The 20,209-nt window shown below is 64.8% G+C and carries 15 protein-coding genes and 1 pseudogene; 4 read left to right on the plus strand and 12 right to left on the minus strand.

Annotation, left to right across the window (positions count from 1 at the left end):
* Both fghA and SF06_RS05100 read right to left on the minus strand, forming a co-directional pair.
* On the minus strand, nt 1-867 hold the full coding sequence (gene fghA, locus SF06_RS05095) for an S-formylglutathione hydrolase (RefSeq protein WP_027589195.1): 867 nt from the start codon (nt 865-867) through the stop codon (nt 1-3).
* Nucleotides 868-930: 63 nt separating this feature from the next.
* Entirely contained in the window at nt 931-2,046 is a 1,116-nt protein-coding gene (locus SF06_RS05100) for an S-(hydroxymethyl)glutathione dehydrogenase/class III alcohol dehydrogenase (protein ID WP_027589196.1), read from the minus strand.
* A gap of 103 nt (nt 2,047-2,149) precedes the next feature.
* Between SF06_RS05100 and SF06_RS05105 the strand changes: the two genes are divergently transcribed.
* Nucleotides 2,150-2,461 (plus strand): HPF/RaiA family ribosome-associated protein, encoded by a 312-nt coding sequence (locus SF06_RS05105; protein ID WP_027589197.1) that lies wholly within the window; start codon nt 2,150-2,152, stop codon nt 2,459-2,461.
* Nucleotides 2,462-2,490: 29 nt separating this feature from the next.
* Complete coding sequence (locus SF06_RS05110) at nt 2,491-3,663, plus strand: baeRF3 domain-containing protein (protein ID WP_027589198.1); 1,173 nt, start codon at nt 2,491-2,493, stop codon at nt 3,661-3,663.
* A 190-nt stretch (nt 3,664-3,853) separates the two neighbouring features.
* Here SF06_RS05110 and ispD read toward each other — a convergent pair whose 3' ends face one another.
* From ispD to SF06_RS05155, 9 genes are all read right to left on the minus strand, one after another.
* Nucleotides 3,854-4,558 carry a 2-C-methyl-D-erythritol 4-phosphate cytidylyltransferase gene (gene ispD / locus SF06_RS05115; RefSeq protein WP_037008440.1) on the minus strand — a complete coding sequence of 235 codons (705 nt, stop codon included), beginning with the start codon at nt 4,556-4,558 and terminating at the stop codon, nt 3,854-3,856.
* The gene (gene ftsB / locus SF06_RS05120) at nt 4,555-4,836 is read right to left on the minus strand and encodes a cell division protein FtsB (protein ID WP_027589200.1); all 282 of its coding nucleotides are present in this window, start codon (nt 4,834-4,836) and stop codon (nt 4,555-4,557) included. The genes ispD and ftsB overlap by 4 nt, the downstream gene beginning before the upstream one ends.
* A 268-nt stretch (nt 4,837-5,104) precedes the next feature.
* On the minus strand, nt 5,105-6,394 hold the full coding sequence (gene eno, locus SF06_RS05125) for a phosphopyruvate hydratase (protein WP_027589201.1): 1,290 nt from the start codon (nt 6,392-6,394) through the stop codon (nt 5,105-5,107).
* 40 nt (nt 6,395-6,434) lie between these two features.
* Nucleotides 6,435-7,280 (minus strand): 3-deoxy-8-phosphooctulonate synthase, encoded by an 846-nt coding sequence (gene kdsA / locus SF06_RS05130; protein ID WP_027589202.1) that lies wholly within the window; start codon nt 7,278-7,280, stop codon nt 6,435-6,437.
* Complete coding sequence (gene pyrG / locus SF06_RS05135) at nt 7,277-8,908, minus strand: CTP synthase (protein WP_027589203.1); 1,632 nt, start codon at nt 8,906-8,908, stop codon at nt 7,277-7,279. The genes kdsA and pyrG overlap by 4 nt, the downstream gene beginning before the upstream one ends.
* Nucleotides 8,909-9,055: 147 nt before the next feature.
* Nucleotides 9,056-10,372 (minus strand): tRNA lysidine(34) synthetase TilS, encoded by a 1,317-nt coding sequence (tilS, locus tag SF06_RS05140; protein ID WP_039560215.1) that lies wholly within the window; start codon nt 10,370-10,372, stop codon nt 9,056-9,058.
* A gap of 84 nt (nt 10,373-10,456) precedes the next feature.
* Entirely contained in the window at nt 10,457-11,407 is a 951-nt protein-coding gene (locus tag SF06_RS05145; protein WP_027589205.1) for an acetyl-CoA carboxylase carboxyltransferase subunit alpha, read from the minus strand.
* Nucleotides 11,408-11,509: 102 nt separating this feature from the next.
* Entirely contained in the window at nt 11,510-15,037 is a 3,528-nt protein-coding gene (gene dnaE, locus SF06_RS05150) for a DNA polymerase III subunit alpha (RefSeq protein ID WP_039560216.1), read from the minus strand.
* Nucleotides 15,038-15,120: 83 nt separating this feature from the next.
* Complete coding sequence (locus SF06_RS05155) at nt 15,121-16,476, minus strand: 8-oxoguanine deaminase (RefSeq protein WP_039560217.1); 1,356 nt, start codon at nt 16,474-16,476, stop codon at nt 15,121-15,123.
* 318 nt (nt 16,477-16,794) lie between these two features.
* On the opposite strand from SF06_RS05155, the gene SF06_RS05160 reads away from it, so the two are divergent.
* Together SF06_RS05160 and SF06_RS05170 are read left to right on the plus strand one after the other, a co-directional pair.
* Complete coding sequence (locus tag SF06_RS05160; protein WP_039560218.1) at nt 16,795-18,273, plus strand: carbon starvation CstA family protein; 1,479 nt, start codon at nt 16,795-16,797, stop codon at nt 18,271-18,273.
* A 207-nt stretch (nt 18,274-18,480) separates the two neighbouring features.
* Nucleotides 18,481-19,506: pseudogene (locus tag SF06_RS05170) on the plus strand (IS3 family transposase).
* Here SF06_RS05170 and rnhB read toward each other — a convergent pair.
* Nucleotides 19,469-20,128, minus strand: a complete 660-nt coding sequence (gene rnhB, locus SF06_RS05175; protein WP_052199716.1) for a ribonuclease HII — start codon at nt 20,126-20,128, stop codon at nt 19,469-19,471. The pseudogene SF06_RS05170 and the gene rnhB sit on opposite strands and share 38 nt — an antisense overlap.
* Between the last annotated feature and the right edge of the window lie 81 nt (nt 20,129-20,209).

A 20,209-nucleotide genomic window follows, 5' to 3' on the forward strand; every position in this document is an offset into this window, starting at 1 on the left:
TCAGGCGCTCGGCTGCGCCAGGTGTTGGGCGTGATAGCGCAGGTGGTCCTCGATGAAACTGGCCACGAAGTAATAACTGTGGTCGTAACCGGGCTGGCGACGCAGCGTCAGGGGGTAGCCGCTGGTCTCGGCGCTGGCCCTGAGCACCTCGGGCTTGAGCTGCAGATCAACAAATTCGTCATCCTCCCCCTGGTCCACCAGTATGGGCAGACGCTCGCAGTCCTTGCCGCGGGTGGCGGCGATCAGCGCGCAGGCATCCCAGGGCTTCCAGGTTGCGTGATCGTCTCCCAGCAGGTGGGTGAAGGCCTTCTCCCCCCAGGGGCTGCTGATCGGATTGCCAATGGGCGCAAAGGCCGAGACCGAGCGGTAGCGTCCGGGGTTGCGCAGCGCACAGACCATCGCACCATGACCGCCCATGGAGTGGCCACTGATGGCGCGCAGCTCCGATACCGGGAACTCGGCCTCGATCAGCGCGGGCAGCTCCCGCACCACGTAGTCGTGCATGCGGTAATGCTGAGCCCAGGGGTGTTGGGTCGCATCCACATAGAAGCCGGCACCCAGGCCGAAGTCCCAGGCGCCCTCCGGATCATCGGGCACACCGGGGCCGCGCGGGCTGGTGTCGGGCGTCACCAGCACCAGGCCGAGCTCCGCCGCCAGCCGCTGCGCACCGGCCTTGTGCATGAAGTTCTCGTCCGTGCAGGTCAGGCCGGACAGCCAGTACACCACCGGCAACTTCGCACCCCGCACGGCCTGGGGCGGCAGGTAGATGCCGAATACCATCTCGCAGTCGAGGGTGCGGGAACGATGGCGGTATCGCTTGTTCCAGCCACCGAAGCACTTGTTGCTGGAAAGGAGTTCAAGGGTCATGCCGATGCCTCGTGCAGTCGAGGTGGAGGCGGCGCCTGGCGGCGACGGCTCCACACCCACGAATCAGAAGTGAATGACGGTACGAATGCTCTTGCCTTCGTGCATCAGCTCGAAAGCCTCATTGATCTTGTCCAGCGGCAGGTTGTGGGTAATGAAGGTGTCCAGCGGGATCTCGCCGCGCTGCGCCTTTTCCACATAGCCGGGCAGTTCGGTACGACCCTTGACGCCGCCGAACGCCGAACCGCGCCAGACCCGGCCAGTGACCAGCTGGAACGGACGGGTGCTGATTTCCGCGCCCGCCGGGGCCACGCCGATGATGGTGGACTCCCCCCAGCCCTTGTGGCAGCACTCCAGCGCGGCGCGCATCAGTTGCACATTGCCGACACATTCGAAGCTGTAGTCGACACCACCGTCGGTCATCTCGACCACCACGTTCTGGATCGGCTTGTCGTAGTCCTGGGGATTGACGCAGTCGGTGGCGCCCAGCTCGCGGGCGATGGCGAACTTGGCGGGGTTGATGTCGATGGCGATGATGCGGCTGGCCTTGGCCATCTTGGCGCCGATGATCGCCGCCAGGCCGATGCCGCCCAGCCCGAAGATGGCCACCGTGGCACCCTCCTCGACCTTGGCGGTGTTGAGCACCGCGCCAATACCAGTGGTCACGCCACAGCCCAGCAGGCAGACCTTTTCCAGGGGGGCTTCCTTGGGGATCTTCGCCACCGAGACCTCGGGCAGCACGGTGTACTCCGAGAAGGTCGAGCAGCCCATGTAGTGGTAGACCGGCTGGCCCTGGTAGCTGAAACGCGTGGTGCCATCGGGCATCAGGCCCTTGCCTTGCGTCTCGCGCACCGCGCTGCACAGGTTGGTCTTGCCGGACGTGCAGAACTTGCAAGCCCCGCATTCGGCGGTATAGAGCGGAATCACATGATCACCGACTGCCACCGAGGTGACACCCTCGCCCACCGCTTCCACGATGCCTCCCCCTTCGTGACCTAGAATGCAGGGGAACACGCCTTCGGAGTCCTGCCCCGAAAGCGTGTAGGCATCTGTGTGGCAGACCCCGGTGGCGACGATGCGCACCAGCACTTCGCCGGCGCGGGGTGGCTCCACATCCACTTCAACGATCTGCAGGGGCTGATTGGCGGCGAAGGCAACCGCGGCGCGTGAGCGGATGGTCATGAGCATGCTCCAGAGGCGTTTATGGCGTTAGAGCATATCAGCCTTCCGAGACGCCCCGGGGAAACCTGGCTCTTCGGCCCGCTGAACATGAAAGGAGACCCCCATGCTCATTCAGGTTCACAGCAACCACAGCATCGACGTCAGCCAGGGTCTGGAGGACCGCGTGCGCGCTTCGCTGGAAAGCACGCTGAACCGCTTCGACAACTACCTGACCCGCCTGCAGGTGCATCTGCACGACGAGAACGGCGGCAAGGGCGGCGCCCAGGACAAGCGCTGCCAGATCGAGGCACGACTGAAGAATCATGATCCGTTGTCGGTGACCCACAAGGCCGACTCCCTCGAACTGGCCATCACGGGGGCCACCACCAAGCTGGGCAACGCGCTGGACCATCTGATCGGCAAGCATCAACTGTGAATCTTTCTTGACCTCAAAGGAGATGCGTCATGGCTGCGTTGCTCACCCGCGAATCCCTTCGCCAATTGCTGACCGAAAGCGCCACCCCCTGCCTTTCCCTCTACCAGCCGACCCACCGCACCTTCCCCGAACGGGAACAGGACCCGATCCGCTTCAAGGCCCTGATCCGCCAGCTGGAGAGCATGCTGCGCGAGCGCAAGGATGTCAGCGAACCGCTCATCGAGGATCTGCTCAAGCCCTTGCGCACCCTGGCCCAGGCCCAGGAATTCTGGAACCACAGTCTGGACGGACTGGCCGCCTTCAGTGCACCCGGTCATTTCCAGGTGTTTCACCTGCAACGCCGCGTTCCCGAACTGGCGGTGGTCAATGATCGCCCCAGCATTCGCCCACTGGTGCGCATCGTGCAATCGGCCGACCGCTACCAGATCCTCTGCCTGACCCTGGAGCGGGTGCGCCTGTATGAAGGCAACCGCGATGGCATCAGCCGCGTACCGCTGGCCGAAGGCGTCCCGGAAACGCTGGAAGCGGCGCTGGGCAGCGAGCTGACCGAGAAAGGCCAGAGCGGACTGCCCCAGGGTTACGGTCGCGCCAGCGAGCGAGCCGGCTCGATGCACGCCGAAAGCGGCGGTTCCGGCAAGCAGGACGAGATCAACAGCGATCGCGAGCGCTTCTTCCGCCTGTTGGACAAGGCCATCCTGGAACATCACAGCCGCCCCACCGAGCTGCCACTGCTGCTGGCCGCGCTACCGGATAACCAGGCGATGTTCCGCGCGCTCAGCCGCAACGAGTTCCTGCTGCCGGAAGGCATACCGCTGGACCCCGGCCTGCTCAATGACCAGCAATTGCGGGACAAGAGCTGGCAGGTGATGCAGCCGCGCTACCTGAAGCGCCTGGAGGGCTTGGTGGGGCAGTTCCAGGCATTGGCCAACCGGGGGCAGTCCAGCGACCAGCTCAACCTGATCGCCCAGGCCACCCGTGAAGGGCGGGTATCCACCCTGCTGGTGGAAGCCGATCGCAAGATCCCCGGCCACGCCGACCAGAGCGCCGGCCAGGCGCTGGAGGTGGACAGCGAGCAGAGCAACTGCGCGGACCTGCTCGAGGAACTGGCCAGCTGGACGATCCAACAGGGGGGTGAGGTCGTGGTGGTGCCGCAGGAACGCATGCCGACCCGCAGCGGGGCGGCGGCGATCTACCGGTATTAGCCACCGCACACGGCCGATGTCGCTGGCGTAGGGTGGGCAACGCTTTGCTTGTCCACCACCGGTCTGCACCTTTCGGTGGGTAATCGCTGCGCGAGTTACCCACCCTACGGGGCTGGCCATGTCGCGTTGGCCACCATGGTGGCAACGCCGTGCCGGCGGTCGGAACAGCGCCGAGCGCCCTACGCTCGCCTCATCGGCCCCAGCGCTGGGCCAGCCACTGCAGGTCTTCGGGGCGGGTGACCTTGAGGTTGTCGGCGCGCCCTTCCACCAGGCGCGGCGCCAGTCCGGCCCATTCCATGGCCGAAGCCTCGTCGGTGACTGCGACACCAGCCACCCGGGCATCGGCCAGTGCGTGCTGCAGCGGCGCCAGGCGGAACATCTGCGGCGTGTAGGCCTGCCAGATCACCGAGCGGTCGACGGTTTCCCGCACCCGCCCGTCCGGGCCGGCGCGCTTGAGCGTGTCGCGCGCGGGTACCGCCAGCAGGCCGCCCACCGGGTCGTCGGCCAACACCGCCAACAGGTTGTCCAGGTCGCTGCGCGCCAGGTTGGGCCGCGCGGCGTCATGCACCAGCACCCAGTCGTCCTCCCCGGCGCCCAGCTCGACCAGCCGAAGCAGGGCATTGAACACCGAATCAGCGCGCTCGCTGCCGCCCGGCGCGCGGTGAATGCGCAGATCCCGGGCGCAGGACAGCTGCGGCCAGAACGGATCATCCTCGGCCAGGCTGACCACCACACCCTTGAGGCCGGGATGGTCGAGGAAGCAGGCCAGGGTATGTTCGAGGATCGTGCGGCCGGCCAGCGCCAGGTATTGCTTGGGACGGTCGGCGCGCATGCGGCTGCCGATGCCGGCGGCGGGAATCACGGCCCAGAAGGCCGGCAGGGAGTCAGACATCATTCCGTCAACTGAAAGAGGGTTTCGCCCTCTTTGACCATGCCCAGTTCATGTCGCGCCCGCTCTTCCACGGTTTCCATGCCCTGCTTGAGCTCCCTGACCTCGGCTTCGAGGATGCGATTGCGTTCCAGCAGGCGGGCGTTCTCGCTGCGCTGGGCCTCGATCTGCCGGTTCATGTCGCGAATCTGCGCCACGCCGCCATCGCCCAGCCACAAGCGGTACTGCAGGCCGGCCAGCAGCAGAAGCAGTACAGCAAAAAGCAGGTAGAAAGGTCTCAACATGAATCGGCCCAGCCAGAGTGAGGGGCTAAGGTAATGCGTGCATGCCCGGACGGCTAGGCCCGCCCCCACAAAAGCGGCGACCGGCAAAGACCTGTAGGAGCGACTTCAGTCGCGAGCTTTTGGGGCGACCGGCTAGGGGCGACCGGCTAGGCGCGGCCGGCCAGGCTAGACCTCGCACAAAGCATCGCGGCTGAAGCCGCTCCTACAAAGATCCACGCCCACACATACAAAAAGGGCAGCCTGCGCTGCCCTTTTTCACCGTCGGCGATCAGCCACGGAACTCGGCGCGGCCCTTGTACGGAGCCTTGCCGCCCAACTGCTCTTCGATACGCAGCAGCTGGTTGTACTTGGACACACGGTCGGAACGGCACAGGGAACCGGTCTTGATCTGACCGGCGGCAGTGCCCACGGCCAGGTCGGCGATGGTGCTGTCCTCGGTCTCACCGGAACGGTGCGAGATCACCGCGGTGAAGCCGGCGGCCTTGGCCATCTGGATGGCTTCCAGGGTCTCGGTCAGCGAGCCGATCTGGTTGAACTTGATCAGGATCGAGTTGCCGATCTTCTCTTCGATGCCGCGCTTGAGGATCTTGGTGTTGGTGACGAACAGGTCGTCGCCGACCAGTTGCACCTTGGCGCCGATCTTGTCGGTCAGCACCTTCCAGCCGGCCCAGTCGGATTCGTCCATGCCGTCTTCGATGGAGATGATCGGGTAGCGCTGGGTCAGGCCGGCCAGGTAGTCGGCGAAGCCTTCGGCGCTGAACACCTTGCCTTCACCGGCCAGGTCGTACTGGCCATCCTTGTAGAACTCGGACGACGCGCAGTCCAGGGCCAGGGTGATGTCGGTGCCCAGCTTGTAGCCGGCGTTGGCCACGGCTTCGGCGATGGCGGCCAGGGCATCTTCGTTGGAGGCCAGGTTCGGCGCAAAGCCACCTTCGTCGCCGACGGCGGTGTTCAGGCCACGGGCCTTCAGCACGGCTTTCAGGTGATGGAAGATCTCGGCGCCCATGCGCAGCGCGTCGGCGAAGGTCTTGGCGCCTACCGGCTGGACCATGAATTCCTGGATGTCGACGTTGTTGTCGGCATGCTCGCCGCCGTTGATGATGTTCATCATCGGCACCGGCATGGAATAGACGCCGGGGGTGCCGTTCAGGTCGGCGATATGCGCGTACAGCGGAATGCCCTTGGCCTTGGCAGCGGCCTTGGCGGCGGCCAGGGAGACCGCCAGGATGGCGTTGGCGCCCAGCTTGGCCTTGTTCTCGGTACCGTCCAGCTCGATCATTGCGCGGTCCAGGGCCTTCTGGTCGGCCGGGTCCTTGCCCAGCAGCAGGTCACGGATCGGCCCATTGACGTTGGCCACGGCCTTCAGCACGCCCTTGCCCAAGTAACGGCTCTTGTCGCCATCGCGCAGCTCGAGCGCTTCGCGCGAACCGGTGGAGGCGCCGGACGGGGCGCACGCGCTGCCCACGATACCATTGTCGAGAATCACGTCGGCTTCCACGGTCGGGTTACCGCGGGAGTCCAGGACTTCGCGGCCCTTGATGTCGACGATTTTTGCCATGCTTGCTAACACTCCAGTGAAAGGGGCTTGGGCGAGCGCCTCAAGCGGTCTCGATAGCGGGGAATTGCTTGATCAGGTCGTCCAGCTGCTTGAGCTGGGTGAGGAAGGCTTCCAGCTTGTTCAGGCGCAGAGCACAGGGACCGTCGCACTTGGCGTTGTCCGGGTCCGGATGGGCTTCCAGGAACAGGCCGGCCAGGCCTTGCGACAGACCGGCCTTGGCCAGGTCGGTGACCTGGGCGCGGCGGCCGCCGGCGGAGTCGGCGCGACCACCCGGCATTTGCAGCGCGTGGGTCACGTCGAAGAACACCGGGTACTCGAACTGCTTCATGATGCCGAAGCCGAGCATGTCCACGACCAGGTTGTTATAGCCGAAGCTGGAGCCGCGCTCGCAGAGGATCAGCTGATCGTTACCGGCCTCCTCGCACTTGCGCAGGATGTGCTTCATCTCCTGCGGGGCGAGGAACTGGGCCTTCTTGATATTGATCACCGCGCCGGTCTTGGCCATGGCCACCACCAGGTCGGTCTGGCGCGACAGGAAGGCCGGCAGCTGGATGATGTCGCACACCTCGGCCACCGGGGCGGCTTGGTAGGGTTCGTGCACATCGGTGAGTACCGGCACGCCGAAGGTCTTCTTCACTTCCTCGAAGATCTTCATGCCCTCTTCCAGGCCCGGGCCGCGGAAGGAGGTGATCGAGGAGCGGTTGGCCTTGTCGAAGCTGGCCTTGAACACGTAGGGAATGCCGAGCTTCTCGGTCACCCGCACGTACTCCTCGCAGGCCTGCATCGCCAGGTCGCGGGACTCCAGCACGTTGATGCCGCCGAACAGCACGAACGGCTTGTCGTTGGCGATCTCGATGTTACCGACGCGGATGATCTTCTGGGTCATGCCTTGTTCGCCTTGTATTCCAGCGCGGCGTTGACGAAGCCACTGAACAGCGGGTGGCCGTCACGCGGGGTGGAGGTGAATTCCGGGTGGAACTGGCAGGCCACGAACCACGGATGGTTCGGTGCTTCCACCACTTCGACCAGCGCGCCGTCCATCGAGCGGCCGGAGACCTTAAGGCCGGCCTGGGTCAGCTGCGGCAGCAGGTTGTTGTTCACTTCGTAGCGGTGGCGGTGACGCTCTTCGATCACCTCGGCGCCATAGGCCTGGGCCACCTTCGAGCCGGCTTCCAGACGGCATTCCTGCGCGCCCAGGCGCATGGTGCCGCCCAGATCGGAGGCGTCGGTACGGGTTTCCACGGCGCCGGTCGCGTCCTGCCATTCGGTGATCAGGCCGACCACCGGGTGCTGGCTGGACTTGTCGAATTCGGTGGAGTTGGCGTCGCTCCAGCCCAGCACGTTGCGGGCGTATTCGATGACCGCCACCTGCATGCCCAGGCAGATACCCAGGTAGGGGATCTTGTTTTCGCGGGCGTACTGCACGGTCTTGATCTTGCCTTCCACGCCGCGCAGACCGAAGCCACCAGGAACCAGGATGGCGTCGACGCCTTCCAGCAGGCCGGTGCCCTGGTTCTCGATGTCTTCGGAATCGATGTAGCGCAGATTGACCTTGGTGCGGCTCTGGATGCCGGCGTGGTTCAGCGCCTCGATCAGCGACTTGTAGGCGTCCAGCAGCTCCATGTACTTGCCGACCATGGCGATGGTGACGTCCTTCTCCGGATGCAGCTTGGCGTCGACCACACGCTCCCATTCGGACAGGTCGGCGCTGTCGCACTCCAGGCCGAAGCGCTCGAGCACGTAGTCGTCCAGGCCCTGGGCATGCAGGATGCCGGGGATGCGATAGATGGTGTCGGCGTCCGGCAGGCTGATCACCGCGCGCTCTTCCACGTTGGTGAACAGGGCGATCTTGCGGCGCGAGGAGACGTCGATGGGCTGTTCGGAACGGCAGACAAGCACGTCCGGCTGCAGGCCGATGGAGCGCAGCTCCTTGACGGAATGCTGGGTCGGCTTGGTCTTGGTCTCGCCGGCGGTGGCGATGTACGGCACCAGGGTCAGGTGCATCAGCATGGCGCGCTTGGCGCCCACTTCCACGCGCAACTGGCGGATCGCTTCCAGGAACGGCTGGGATTCGATGTCACCCACGGTGCCGCCGATTTCCACCAGGGCCACGTCAGCGTCGCCGGCGCCCTTGATCACCCGGCGCTTGATCTCGTCGGTGATGTGCGGGATCACCTGGATGGTGGCGCCCAGGTAGTCACCCCGGCGTTCCTTGCGCAGCACGTCGGCGTAGACGCGGCCGGTGGTGAAGTTGTTGTTCTGGGTCATCCGGGTGCGGATGAAGCGCTCGTAGTGGCCCAGGTCCAGGTCGGTCTCGGCGCCGTCGTGGGTGACGAAGACCTCACCGTGCTGGAACGGGCTCATGGTGCCCGGGTCCACGTTGATGTAGGGGTCCAGCTTCAGCATGGTGACCTTCAGGCCCCGCGCCTCCAGGATGGCCGCCAATGAAGCCGAGGCGATGCCTTTCCCCAATGAAGAAACAACACCACCCGTGACGAAGATGTAGCGCGTCATGAAAAACCCTAGAAGTCTGCGTTAGTAAGCGGCCGGCGCCGCGGGGTAAGCGAAGGAGCGATTGCGCAATGCGACAATAGCCAGCTACCACGGGTTCCGGAGGAAGCCGCAGAAGCTGTAATAAGACGGGAGCGCAGTCTACCGGAATCAACCGGTCAGCTCAAACCCGAGGTTGGCCTTCGGGCATTCCCAATGCAGGCGACCTCGCACTTCCGAGGTGCATAGCGCGGGCAGGTTGGCCACCGCCAACAGCTCGTCGCCGCGCAGCAGCAGTGGCAAACGGTCGCGCACGAACGGCGGTAGCCCGCTCTCGTTGAGCAGCCGTTTCAGGTCACGCGTGCCGCGCGCCGCCAGCGTCATCCGCTCGCCGCCTTGCCGGTAGGCCAGCCGCAGCTCCCCCGAAGGCAGGCGGCCCTCCCAGCGCGCCAGGCCATTGCCCGGCAGGTCGATCTGCCCTCCCGCAAAGCCGGCGTTCAGATGAACGCTGTTCAGCCAGGGGCCCGACAGCCACCAGAGCCGGCCGGCGGCGCGACGCAGCTCGCCGCCCTGCAGACGCCAGACCGGCGCACGATCGTCGACGGCGTCGCGCAGGCAGGCCCAGCCCGCCCAATGCTCGCTGTCCGGCAGCCGCGTCAGCGGCGCCAGCCAGTGACGCAGCGCGTTGCGCTGACGTGCTTCGGACAGCATCTGCAGCGGTTCCAGGCGCAATGAAGGCAGGCTCAGCCAGGGCCAGGGCGACGGTTCGCGCGCCGCGACCAGGTCCTGGTCGGCCAGCTCGCCCAGCAGGGCATCCGCCTCGCGCAGGTGCGCGGCCGTGCGCGCCAGATTGCCCGCCACCTGAGGCCAGTAGCCCGCCAGCAGCGGCATGACCTGCTGGCGCAGAAAATTGCGGGCGAAGCGGGTATCGGTGTTCGAAGGGTCTTCCACCCACTGCAGACCGTGCTGTCTCGCCCAACTTTCAAGCTCGGCGCGCGACACCGCCAACAGCGGCCGGACCAGGCTCCCCGCCCCCAGCGGACGACTCACCGGCATGCCGCCCAAGCCACGCACGCCGGCGCCGCGCAACAGGCGAAACAGCAACGTCTCAGCCTGGTCGTCGCGATGCTGGGCGGTGAGCAGGACATCGCCGGGCCGCAGCGCCGCGGCGAACGCGGCATAACGCGCCTCGCGCGCCGCCTGTTCCAGGCTGGCGGCATTGCGATCCACATCGACCCGGACAACCTGCAGTGCGATGCCCAGCCGCTCACACACCGCGCGGCAATGCGCCGGCCAGGGTTCGGCGGCGGCCTGCAGGCCATGGGCGACATGGATGGCGGAAAGCGGCGGCAGGGTTTCGCGCTCGCGCAGCTCGGCGAGCAGATGCAGGAGTACCGTTGAATCCAGCCCACCGGAAAAGGCCACGCGCCAGGCAGCCGCGTCGCGCCAGGGCGCGAGGGCATGGAGAAGTCGATCAGGAAGCGTCATGGCGGGAGGCTAGCGGGGCCAGGCCCCGGAAAGCAAGGAGCCGACTGACGTCGGCTCCGAGGTGCAGCAACGCGGACGGACCGATCAGGCCACGCCGTAGCTCATCAGGCGCTCGTAGCGACGCGCCAGCAGGGCGTCGGTTTCCAGGCCTTGCAGCATATCCAGCTGAGCATTCAGCTTGTCGCGCAGGCTGGCGGCCATGCTGCCCGGATCGCGGTGGGCGCCGCCCAGCGGCTCCTTGATGATCTCGTCGACGATGCCCAGCTCGCGCAGGCGCTCGGCAGTAATGCCCATGGCCTCGGCAGCTTCCGGGGCCTTCTCGGCAGTACGCCACAGGATAGAGGCGCAACCTTCCGGGGAGATCACCGAATAGGTGGAGTACTGCAGCATGTTCAGCTGGTCGCACACGCCGATGGCCAGTGCGCCGCCGGAACCGCCTTCACCGATCACGGTGGCGATGATCGGCGTCTTCAGGCGCGCCATCACGCGCAGGTTCCAGGCGATGGCCTCGCTCTGGTTGCGCTCCTCGGCATCAATGCCCGGATAGGCGCCGGGGGTATCGATGAAGGTGAGGATCGGCATCTTGAAGCGCTCGGCCATTTCCATCAGGCGGCAGGCCTTGCGGTAGCCTTCCGGACGCGGCATGCCGAAGTTGCGGCGCACCTTCTCGCGCACGTCGCGGCCCTTCTGGTGGCCGATGATCATCACCGGGCGCTCGCCCAGGCGCGCCACACCACCGACGATGGCGGCGTCATCGGAAAAGTGCCGGTCACCATGCAGCTCTTCAAACTCGCTGAAGATGTGGCTGATGTAATCCAGGGTGTAGGGACGCTTGGGATGACGGGCCAGCTGGGCGATCTGCCAGCTGGTCAGGTTGCTGAAGATGCTGGCGGTCAGCGACAGGCTCTTCTCCTGCAGACGACCGATCTCTTCGCCGATGTTCAGCGAATTGTCGTTGCCCACCAGGCGCAGCTCCTCGATCTTGGCCTGCAGGTCGGCAATCGGCTGTTCGAAATCCAGAAAGTTCGGGTTCATAGTCATCCGTCTTGTTTCGCGGCCAGGGGCCGGGCGGCTGTTCCGGGAGGAGCCCACCTCGAAGATTCGGGGCTCCCGTGGTCGAGCTGGCGGTCATTCCCGCTAGCGGTAGTGCAGGAAGACGTTGTCGCGTCCGAACTGGTCACGCAACGCCTGAATCAGGTTGTCGGTCGGGTCCACCTGCCAGGCCTCCCCGAACTGCAACTGGGCGCGTGCCTCGCTACCGGTATAGTCCAGGGTCAGCGGACAGGCGCCCCGATGGCGCTTGAACAGATCAGCCATCCAGCGCAGGCGCTCGCCCTGCAGCATCTGATGATCGACCTTCAGGCGCAGGCTCTCGGCCAGCGCGGTGCGCGCGCTTTCCAGGCTCAGCACGCGCTTGGCGCGCAGGCGCAGGCCGCCGGAGAAATCGTCGTGGCTGACCTCGCCTTCCACCACCACCAGCGCGTCATTCTGCAGCAGCGCCTGGTTGCTGGCGAAGGCGTCGGCGAACAACGAAGCCTCGATGCGCCCAGAGCGGTCATCCAGGGTGATGAAGCCCATCTTGTCGCCCTTCTTGTTCTTCATCACCCGCAGGTTGACGATCAGCCCGGCGATGGTCTGCAGCTCGCGCGACGGCTTGAGATCGACGATGCGCTGGCGGGCGAAACGCCGCACTTCCTTCTCGTACTCGTCGATGGGGTGGCCGGTCAGATACAGGCCGAGGGTTTCTTTCTCACCGCGCAGGCGTTCCTTGATCGACAGCTCGCGCACCTTGCGGTGGTTGGCGTACACGTCCGCCTCCGGCTCGGCGAACAGGCCGCCGAACAAGTCCATGTGGCCGCTCTGCTCGCTGCGCGCGGTCTGCTCGGCAGCCTGCACGGCTTCCTCCATGGCGGCCAGCAGCACCGCGCGATTGAGGTCCACGCTGGCCTGGTAGGCCTTCGGCTCGTCTTGATAGTAGGGACCGAGTCGATCCAGGGCGCCGGAGCGGATCAGCGCCTCCAGGGTGCGCTTGTTGATGCGCTTGAGGTCAACGCGGCTGCAGAAGTCGAACAGGTCCTTGAACGGCCCCCCCTCGGCGCGGCACTCGACGATGGCCTCCACCGGCCCCTCGCCGACGCCCTTGATGGCGCCCAGGCCGTAGACGATGCGGCCATCCTCGTTGACGGTGAACTTGAACTCCGAGGTGTTCACGTCCGGCGCATCGAGGCGCAGCTTCATGTGGCGGCATTCCTCGATGAGGATCACCACCTTGTCGGTGTTGTGCATGTCCGCCGAGAGCACCGCCGCCATGAACGGCGCCGGGTAATGCGCCTTCAGCCAGGCGGTCTGGTAGGAAACCAGACCATAGGCGGCCGAGTGGGACTTGTTGAAACCGTAGCCGGCGAATTTTTCCACCAGGTCGAAGATGTTGCCCGCCAGCTCCGCATCGATGCCGTTGTTCGCGCAGCCCTCGATGAAGCCACCGCGCTGCTTGGCCATTTCCTCGGGCTTCTTCTTGCCCATGGCGCGGCGCAGCATGTCGGCGCCGCCGAGGGTGTAGCCGGCCATCACCTGGGCGATCTGCATCACCTGTTCCTGGTACAGGATGATGCCGTAGGTGGGCTTGAGCACCGGCTCGAGGCCCGCGTACTGGTAGTCGGGGTGCGGGTAGGAGAGCGGCGCGCGGCCGTGCTTGCGGTTGATGAAGTCGTCCACCATGCCCGACTGCAGCGGGCCGGGGCGGAACAGCGCCACCAGGGCGATCATGTCTTCCAGGCAGTCGGGCTTGAGCTTCTTGATCAGCTCCTTCATGCCGCGCGATTCCAACTGGAACACGGCCGTGGTCTCGGCCTTCTGCAGCATGTCGTAGGTTTTCTTGTCGTCCAGCGGAATACGGTCGATATCGACCAGCTCGCTTTCCCCCCGACGGCGCTGCTCGCGGTGGATGGTCTCCAGCGCCCACTTGATGATGGTCAGGGTGCGCAGTCCGAGGAAGTCGAACTTCACCAGGCCGGCCTGCTCCACGTCGTCCTTGTCGAACTGGGTCACCAGGCCGTTGCCGTCCTCGTCGCACAGCACGGCGGAGAAATCGGTGAGCTTGGTCGGTGCGATTACCACGCCGCCGGCGTGCTTGCCGGTGCCGCGGGTGATGCCTTCCAGTTTGAGGGACATGTCCCAGATTTCCTGGGCTTCCTCGTCGTTCTTGAGGAACTCGCGCAGCGGCTCCTCCATCTCGAAGGCCTTCTCCAGGGTCATGCCCACTTCGAAGGGGATCATCTTCGACAGCTTGTCGGCCAGGCCGTAGGACTTGCCCTGGGCGCGCGCCACGTCGCGCACCACCGCCTTGGCGGCCATGGTGCCAAAGGTGACGATCTGGCTCACCGCGTTGCGGCCGTACTTGTCGGCCACGTACTCGATCACCCGGTCGCGGCCGTCCATGCAGAAGTCGACGTCGAAGTCGGGCATGGACACCCGCTCGGGGTTCAGGAAGCGTTCGAACAGCAGGTCGTAGGCCAGCGGATCGAGGTCAGTGATCTTCAGCACATAGGCGACCAGCGAGCCCGCACCCGAGCCCCGCCCCGGCCCCACCGGCACGCCGTTGTTCTTGGCCCACTGGATGAAGTCCATCACGATCAGGAAGTAGCCGGGGAAGCCCATCTGGATGATGGTGTTGAGCTCGAACTCCAGGCGATCCACGTAGCGCTGGCGCACTTCCTCATAGTTGGGCGTGGTGTCCTTCGGCCAAAGCACCGCCAGACGCTCTTCCAGCCCCTCGTAGGAGGCATGGCGCAGGTAGTCGTCGATGTTCATGCCGTTGGGGGTGGGGAAATCCGGCAGGAAGTGCTTGCCCAGCTTCACTTCGATGTTGCAGCGCCGGGCGATTTCCACCGTGTTCTCGATGGCGTCCGGCAGGTCGCTGAACAGCTCGGCCATTTCCTCGGGCGATTTCAGGTACTGCTGGTCGCTGTACAGGCGCGGGCGACGCGGGTCGTCCAGGGAGCGGCCTTCGCCGATGCAAACGCGGGTTTCGTGGGCAGCGAAATCGTCCTGCTTGAGGAAGCGCACATCGTTGGTGGCCACGATCGACGCGCCGAAGCGATCGGCCAGCGGCACGGCGGCGTGCAGGTATTCCTCGTCGTTGACCCGGTTGGTGCGCTGCAGCTCGACGTAGAAACGCTCCGGAAAGGCATCCATCCATTCACGCAGCAGACGCTCGGCCAGCGCCTCGTCGCCATTCAGCAGCGCTTGGCCAACCTCCCCTTCCTTGGCGCCAGACAGGGCGATCAGCCCTTCGGACGCTTCCTTGACCCAGTCGCGCTCGATCACCACCATGCCGTTGCGCTGGCCTTCGGTCCAGCCGCGGGAGACCAGCTCGGTGAGGTTCAGATAGCCCTTGGCATCCATCACCAGCAGGGTCATGCGGCTCAGCGGGCCGTCTTCCTCGGGACTCGCCAGCCAGATGTCCGCGCCGCAGATGGGCTTGATGCCCGCGCCATTGGCCGCCTTGTAGAACTGCACCAGCGAATGCATGTTGCTGATTTCGGTCACCGCCACCGCCGGCATGCCCGCCGCCGCCACGGCCTTGACCAGCGGCTTGACGCGCACCAGGCCATCGACCAGCGAGAACTCGGTATGCAGACGCAGATGGACGAACGAAACGGGCATGGCTGACCTGGGCACGACTGACGGTAAGGGGCGGGATTGTAACGGAAAGCGCGCAGGCGGGGCGGTGGGCAGCGCCACAACTGCTAACCGGCAATCAGCTGCCGCGCCGCCTGGTTGTGCGCGGCGATCAGCGCGGCAACGTCCAGCCCTTCGATCCGCCCATCGACCACCCGCCAGCGGCCGCCGACCATGACCCGGTCGGCCCGCTCGGCGCCGCACAGCAGCAGCGCCGCCAGCGGGTCGTGACTGCCGGAAAAGCGCAGCTCGTCGAGCTTGAACAGCGCCAGGTCGGCCTGCTTGCCCACCGCCAGCTCGCCGATATCCGTGCGGCCCAGCAAGCGCGCCGAACCCCGGGTCGCCCAGCCGAGCACCTTCTCCGGCGTGATCGCCGCCGCGCCGTAGCGCAGGCGCTGCAGGTACAGCGCCTGGCGGGCTTCGAGCATCAGGTTGGAGGCATCGTTGGCGGCCGAGCCATCGACGCCGAGGCCAATGATCGCCCCTTCGACCTCCAGCTGCAGGGTCCGGCAGATACCGCTGCCCAGGCGCATGTTGGCGCTCGGACAATGGCAGATACCGACGCCGGCGGCGCCGAGGCGGTCGATCTCCACCTGGCTGAAGTGGATGCCATGGGCCAGCCAGGTGCGCGACCCCAGCCAGCCGACGCTCTTCAGGTAGTCCACGGCATGCATGTTGTGGCGCCGCAGGCAGTACGCCGCATCGTCCGGCGTCTCGCCCAGGTGCGTGTGCAGCCGCACATCGCGCGCCTCGGCCAGCACGGCGGTGTCGCGCATCAGCTCACGGGTGACCGAGAACGGCGAACAGGGCGCCAGGGCGATCTGGACCTGCGCGCCGTCGCCGCGCTGGTGGTAGCGGTCGATCAGCCGCGCGCTGTCGGCGAGGATCACCTCGGCGTCCTGCTCCAGGCGCCGGTAGGGCCGCCCACCGTCGGGCTTGGCCTGGTTCATCGAGCCCCGGCACAGGGTGGCGCGCATACCCAGCTCGCGCACCGCTTCCACCTCTATATCGATGGCTTGCTCCAGGCCGTCCGGGAACAGGTAATGCTGATCCACCGTGGTGGTGCAACCCGACAGCAACAGCTCGGCCAGCGCGACCCGGCTGGCCAGTGCCAGTTGCTCGGCCGTCAGCCCGGCCCACACCGGGTAGAGCGTCATCAGCCAGTCGAGCAGCGACACACTGGCCACCGGCCCCCAGGCGCGGGTCAGGGTCTGATAGAAGTGATGATGGGCATTGACCAGCCCCGGCAACACCACGTGCTCGCGGGCATCGAAGGTGCTGTCCACCGGCCGCGCCGGCGCCTGACCGGCGCCCAGCAGCTCGACGATCACCCCGCCTTCAATCACCAGCCCGCCCGGCGCGCGCTGTTCGTTGGCGGTGAACAGGGCGAGGGGGTTCTTGATCCAGAGGCGAGTGGCGGGCATGGCGGACGCTTCCAGTGTTGCGTGACGGGTCAAGGGGGTGTCCATCTGGGCAAAATCAGGTCCCGGAGGGGGCTAACCGAGCCGTTACCCGCAGTCTTCTGCTTTAAAGAACGGGGCGATAAATAAATGCCGTGCCTTTTCCCTCATTCCTGCACGAGTCAGACTAGACGGAAAAATAAATCTGCCCCCCTTCGCTCTACATCTACGACTTTAGGCTGATGCTCAATAAGCGAGAGCGCTCATTGGCTTACCCTCAAAAAAGCTCCCATTAGAGCAGAGCAGCCAGCGGAGCTTACTCCTACAAAACGAGGTCCATAAATGCTCATTTTCTTTGCCAGCCTTGCAATACTTTTACTCGGCTACAAGTTCTACAGCCCATTTGTTGAAAAACAAGCGGGCATAGACCCTACAGCCATAACCCCCCAACAGCGCCTGCATGACGGCGTCGACTACGTCCCCATCAGCCCCATGCGGGCATTTCTGATTCAGTTTTTGAACATTGCCGGTATCGGCCCTATTTTCGGCCCCATCCTGGGCGCCCTGTATGGCCCGATCGCGCTGGTCTGGATTGTCATCGGCAACGTTATTGGCGGTGCGGTGCATGACTATTTCTCCGGCGTGATGAGCCTCAAGGAAGATGGTAAAAGCCTGCCGGAGATTGCCGGCAACTATTACAACGTGATCTTCAAAGGCTTCATGCTGGTCTTCACTTGCATGCTGCTTTTCTTCGTTGGCGTGGTTTTCATCATGAGCCCGGCAGGCCTGCTGAGCAACCTGTCCTATTTCGAAGGCACGTTCCTGGCCGGAAATACATTTTGGGTATTGTTAATACTCGCCTATTATTTCTTCGCGACCTTGCTACCCATCGACAAAATCATCGCCAAACTGTATCCGCTGTTTGGCTTGCTGATGATCGTGATGACCAGCCTGGTTGCTCTAGCGCTGCTGCGTGAAGCGCCCCACCTGCCTCAGGTCACCGATCTGTTCGCCTACTTCGACGGCCACCATGAGCATGACTTCCTGACGCCCAACCCCAGCGGACTGCCCATTTGGCCGTTGCTGTTCCTGACCATAACCTGCGGGGCCATCAGTGGTTTCCACTCTACCCAGTCGCCGATGATCGCCCGCTGCCTCACCAATGAAAAATATGCTCGCCCGGTGTTCTACGGCGCGATGATGTGCGAAGGCATAGTCGCCTGCGTGTGGGCTACGGCAGGCATCGCCACCTTCCCCGGCGGCTATGTCGAACTCAAGGCTATGCTCGACCAGGGCGGGCCGGGCTTTGTGATCAACCATATCGCTACCAGCTACCTGGGCATCTTTGGCGGAGTGATGGCGATCCTGGCAGTGGCCATCTTCCCGATCACCTCCGGCGACACCGCTTTCCGCTCGCTGCGCCTGACCATCACCGACGCCTTCAACATTCCCCAGTCCGCCATGCGCCGCCTGGCTTTGTCGGCGCCGCTGCTGGGCGTGGCGTATCTGATGACGTTCCTGGACTTCTCGCTGATCTGGCGATACTTCGCCTTCTCCAACATGCTGCTATCCACCAGCGTGCTGTGGCTGGCAACCAAGTATCTGTTGGATCGGGGCAGCTTCCACTGGATTGTCAGCATCCCCGCCGTGATCGGCACCGCCGTGACCATTTCGTATATCGCAACGGCCGGGATTGGTTTTAATCTGCCAATCCACTATGCCAAACCGATTGGCATCCTGATCGCCGTAGCCTGCCTCATCGGCTTGGTCATTCAACACAATCGAAACAACGCCAATGCGTATGCGGAACCGGAAGCGTAACTAAACCCGCCCCCTATTACGCAGCATTAGCCGGGCAGACGGGGCCACTCGAAAGAGTAGGCCCCGTTTTCGTTACCAAGAAAGATGACGCAAGCGTTTGACCGGGATCGAAGCCACCAGCAGATCGGCTGGGAAGCTCTAGAGAATTTTGATCTTGCCCAGCTCCAGTGGACACCCCGTTAAGCGATACACTGCACGAGGTGAACCATGGCAAGACCCGCAAGCACGATGAAGCAAACCCGTACCCGCCACTCCCAAGCCTACAAGGATGAAGCCTTGGCGCTCGCTGAGCGAGTCGGCGTCAGCAGAGCCGCCGAGCAGCTTGGCCTTCATGCGTCCCAGCTTTATGGCTGGCGGAGCAAGCAGCAGCAATCACAGACCAGCAGTGAGCGTGAGCAATCTCTGGCCGACGAAAACGCCCGACTCAAGCGGCTTCTGGCCGAGCAAGCCGAAGAGCTGGCCATCGTAAAAAAGGCCGCCGCGTACTTTGCCAAGAGCCTCAAGTGAAGTACGCCTTCATGAGAACCCACACCTCGCAGTTTTCGGTGAAAGCCATGTGCCGTGTGCTGGGCGTCGCTCGTAGCGGCTTCTACGCCTGGTGCTCACGCCGCCCCTCTACACGCCATCAGCAACGGGCCGAACGGGATCAGCGGGTCGCGCAGGCCTACAGCGCAAGCAAAGGCCGCAGCGGAGCTCCACGGCTTTGCCATGACCTGCGGGACGCGGGGTTGCCCTGCAATCGCAAGACGGTTGCTGCCTCGATGCGACGGCAAGGATTGCGCGCCAAAGCGGCCAGGAAGTTCAAGGCCACGACCAACTCCCGGCACTCGCTCCCCGTTGCGGACAACCTGCTCCAGCAGGACTTCACGGCATCGGCTCCGAATCAGAAATGGGTGGGCGATATCACCTACCTGCACACGGAAGAAGGCTGGCTGTATCTGGCGGTGATCATTGATCTGTATTCCCGGAGGGTGATCGGCTGGGCCATGAGCGAACGCATGACGGCCGACCTGGTCTGCGATGCCCTGCGCATGGCGCTGTGGCGACGCAAGCAGCCCACCGGTGTGATCGTGCACAGCGACCGCGGCAGCCAGTACTGCTCGATGGCCTACCAGACGCTGATCCGAGCCCATCAGTTGCGCTGCAGCATGAGCGCGAAAGGCAACTGCTACGACAATGCGCACGCTGGGGCACATCAGCCCGGAAGCCTTTGAAGCTCGGATGAGTGCCTAAATCCGTGTCCACTACTGCTGGGCAAGATCATTTCCAGTGCTTTGCGCACCGGCGCAAAGCTGCGTCGGTGGATAGGCGTGGCGCCAAGGCGCTGCAGCGCTTCGAGGTGGACGGGCGTGGGGTAGCCCTTGTGGCCGGCCAGGCCGTAGCCGGGGTAGATCAGGTCCAGCGCCTGCATTTCCCGGTCGCGGCTGACCTTGGCGAGGATGGAGGCGGCGGCGATGGCGGGCACCTCGGCGTCGCCGCCGATCACCGGGGCGCTGGGCACAGAGAGTTTGGGACAGCGGTTGCCGTCGATCAGCGCCAGCTTCGGTGTAACGCTCAAGCCGTCCACAGCGCGCTGCATGGCCAGCATGGTGGCGTGGAGGATGTTGAGGCGGTCGATTTCGTCCACCTCGGCGCGGGCAATGCACCAGGCCAGCGCTTTTTCCTGAATCTCGTCGAACAGCGCCTCGCGGCGCGCTTCGGTGAGTTTCTTGGAGTCGTTGAGGCCCCGGATCGGGCGGGCCGGATCGAGGATCACCGCGGCGGTGACCACCGGGCCGCAGAGCGGACCGCGGCCAACTTCGTCGACACCGGCGACCAGTTCCTCGACCAGTTCGAAATCCAGCCCCAGCTGCATCTCAGCGGCCCACCAGTGCCAGCACCGCGTCGGCCGCACGCGCCGACGCATCGCGGCGCAGCGTGCGGTGGATCTGGTCGA

This window comes from Pseudomonas flexibilis (assembly GCF_000802425.1).
Classification (GTDB): domain Bacteria; phylum Pseudomonadota; class Gammaproteobacteria; order Pseudomonadales; family Pseudomonadaceae; genus Serpens; species Serpens flexibilis.

Excerpts from the sequence above, each read along its gene's own strand:
- fghA (WP_027589195.1), bottom strand. The coding sequence starts at position 867 with ATGACCCTTGAACTCCTTTCCAGCAACAAGTGCTTCGGTGGCTGGAAC.
- SF06_RS05100 (WP_027589196.1), bottom strand. The coding sequence starts at position 2,046 with ATGACCATCCGCTCACGCGCCGCGGTTGCCTTCGCCGCCAATCAGCCC.
- SF06_RS05105 (WP_027589197.1), top strand. The coding sequence starts at position 2,150 with ATGCTCATTCAGGTTCACAGCAACCACAGCATCGACGTCAGCCAGGGT.
- SF06_RS05110 (WP_027589198.1), top strand. The coding sequence starts at position 2,491 with ATGGCTGCGTTGCTCACCCGCGAATCCCTTCGCCAATTGCTGACCGAA.
- ispD (WP_037008440.1), bottom strand. The coding sequence starts at position 4,558 with ATGATGTCTGACTCCCTGCCGGCCTTCTGGGCCGTGATTCCCGCCGCC.
- ftsB (WP_027589200.1), bottom strand. The coding sequence starts at position 4,836 with ATGTTGAGACCTTTCTACCTGCTTTTTGCTGTACTGCTTCTGCTGCTG.
- eno (WP_027589201.1), bottom strand. The coding sequence starts at position 6,394 with ATGGCAAAAATCGTCGACATCAAGGGCCGCGAAGTCCTGGACTCCCGC.
- kdsA (WP_027589202.1), bottom strand. The coding sequence starts at position 7,280 with ATGACCCAGAAGATCATCCGCGTCGGTAACATCGAGATCGCCAACGAC.
- pyrG (WP_027589203.1), bottom strand. The coding sequence starts at position 8,908 with ATGACGCGCTACATCTTCGTCACGGGTGGTGTTGTTTCTTCATTGGGG.
- tilS (WP_039560215.1), bottom strand. The coding sequence starts at position 10,372 with ATGACGCTTCCTGATCGACTTCTCCATGCCCTCGCGCCCTGGCGCGAC.
- SF06_RS05145 (WP_027589205.1), bottom strand. The coding sequence starts at position 11,407 with ATGAACCCGAACTTTCTGGATTTCGAACAGCCGATTGCCGACCTGCAG.
- dnaE (WP_039560216.1), bottom strand. The coding sequence starts at position 15,037 with ATGCCCGTTTCGTTCGTCCATCTGCGTCTGCATACCGAGTTCTCGCTG.
- SF06_RS05155 (WP_039560217.1), bottom strand. The coding sequence starts at position 16,476 with ATGCCCGCCACTCGCCTCTGGATCAAGAACCCCCTCGCCCTGTTCACC.
- SF06_RS05160 (WP_039560218.1), top strand. The coding sequence starts at position 16,795 with ATGCTCATTTTCTTTGCCAGCCTTGCAATACTTTTACTCGGCTACAAG.
- rnhB (WP_052199716.1), bottom strand. The coding sequence starts at position 20,128 with ATGCAGCTGGGGCTGGATTTCGAACTGGTCGAGGAACTGGTCGCCGGT.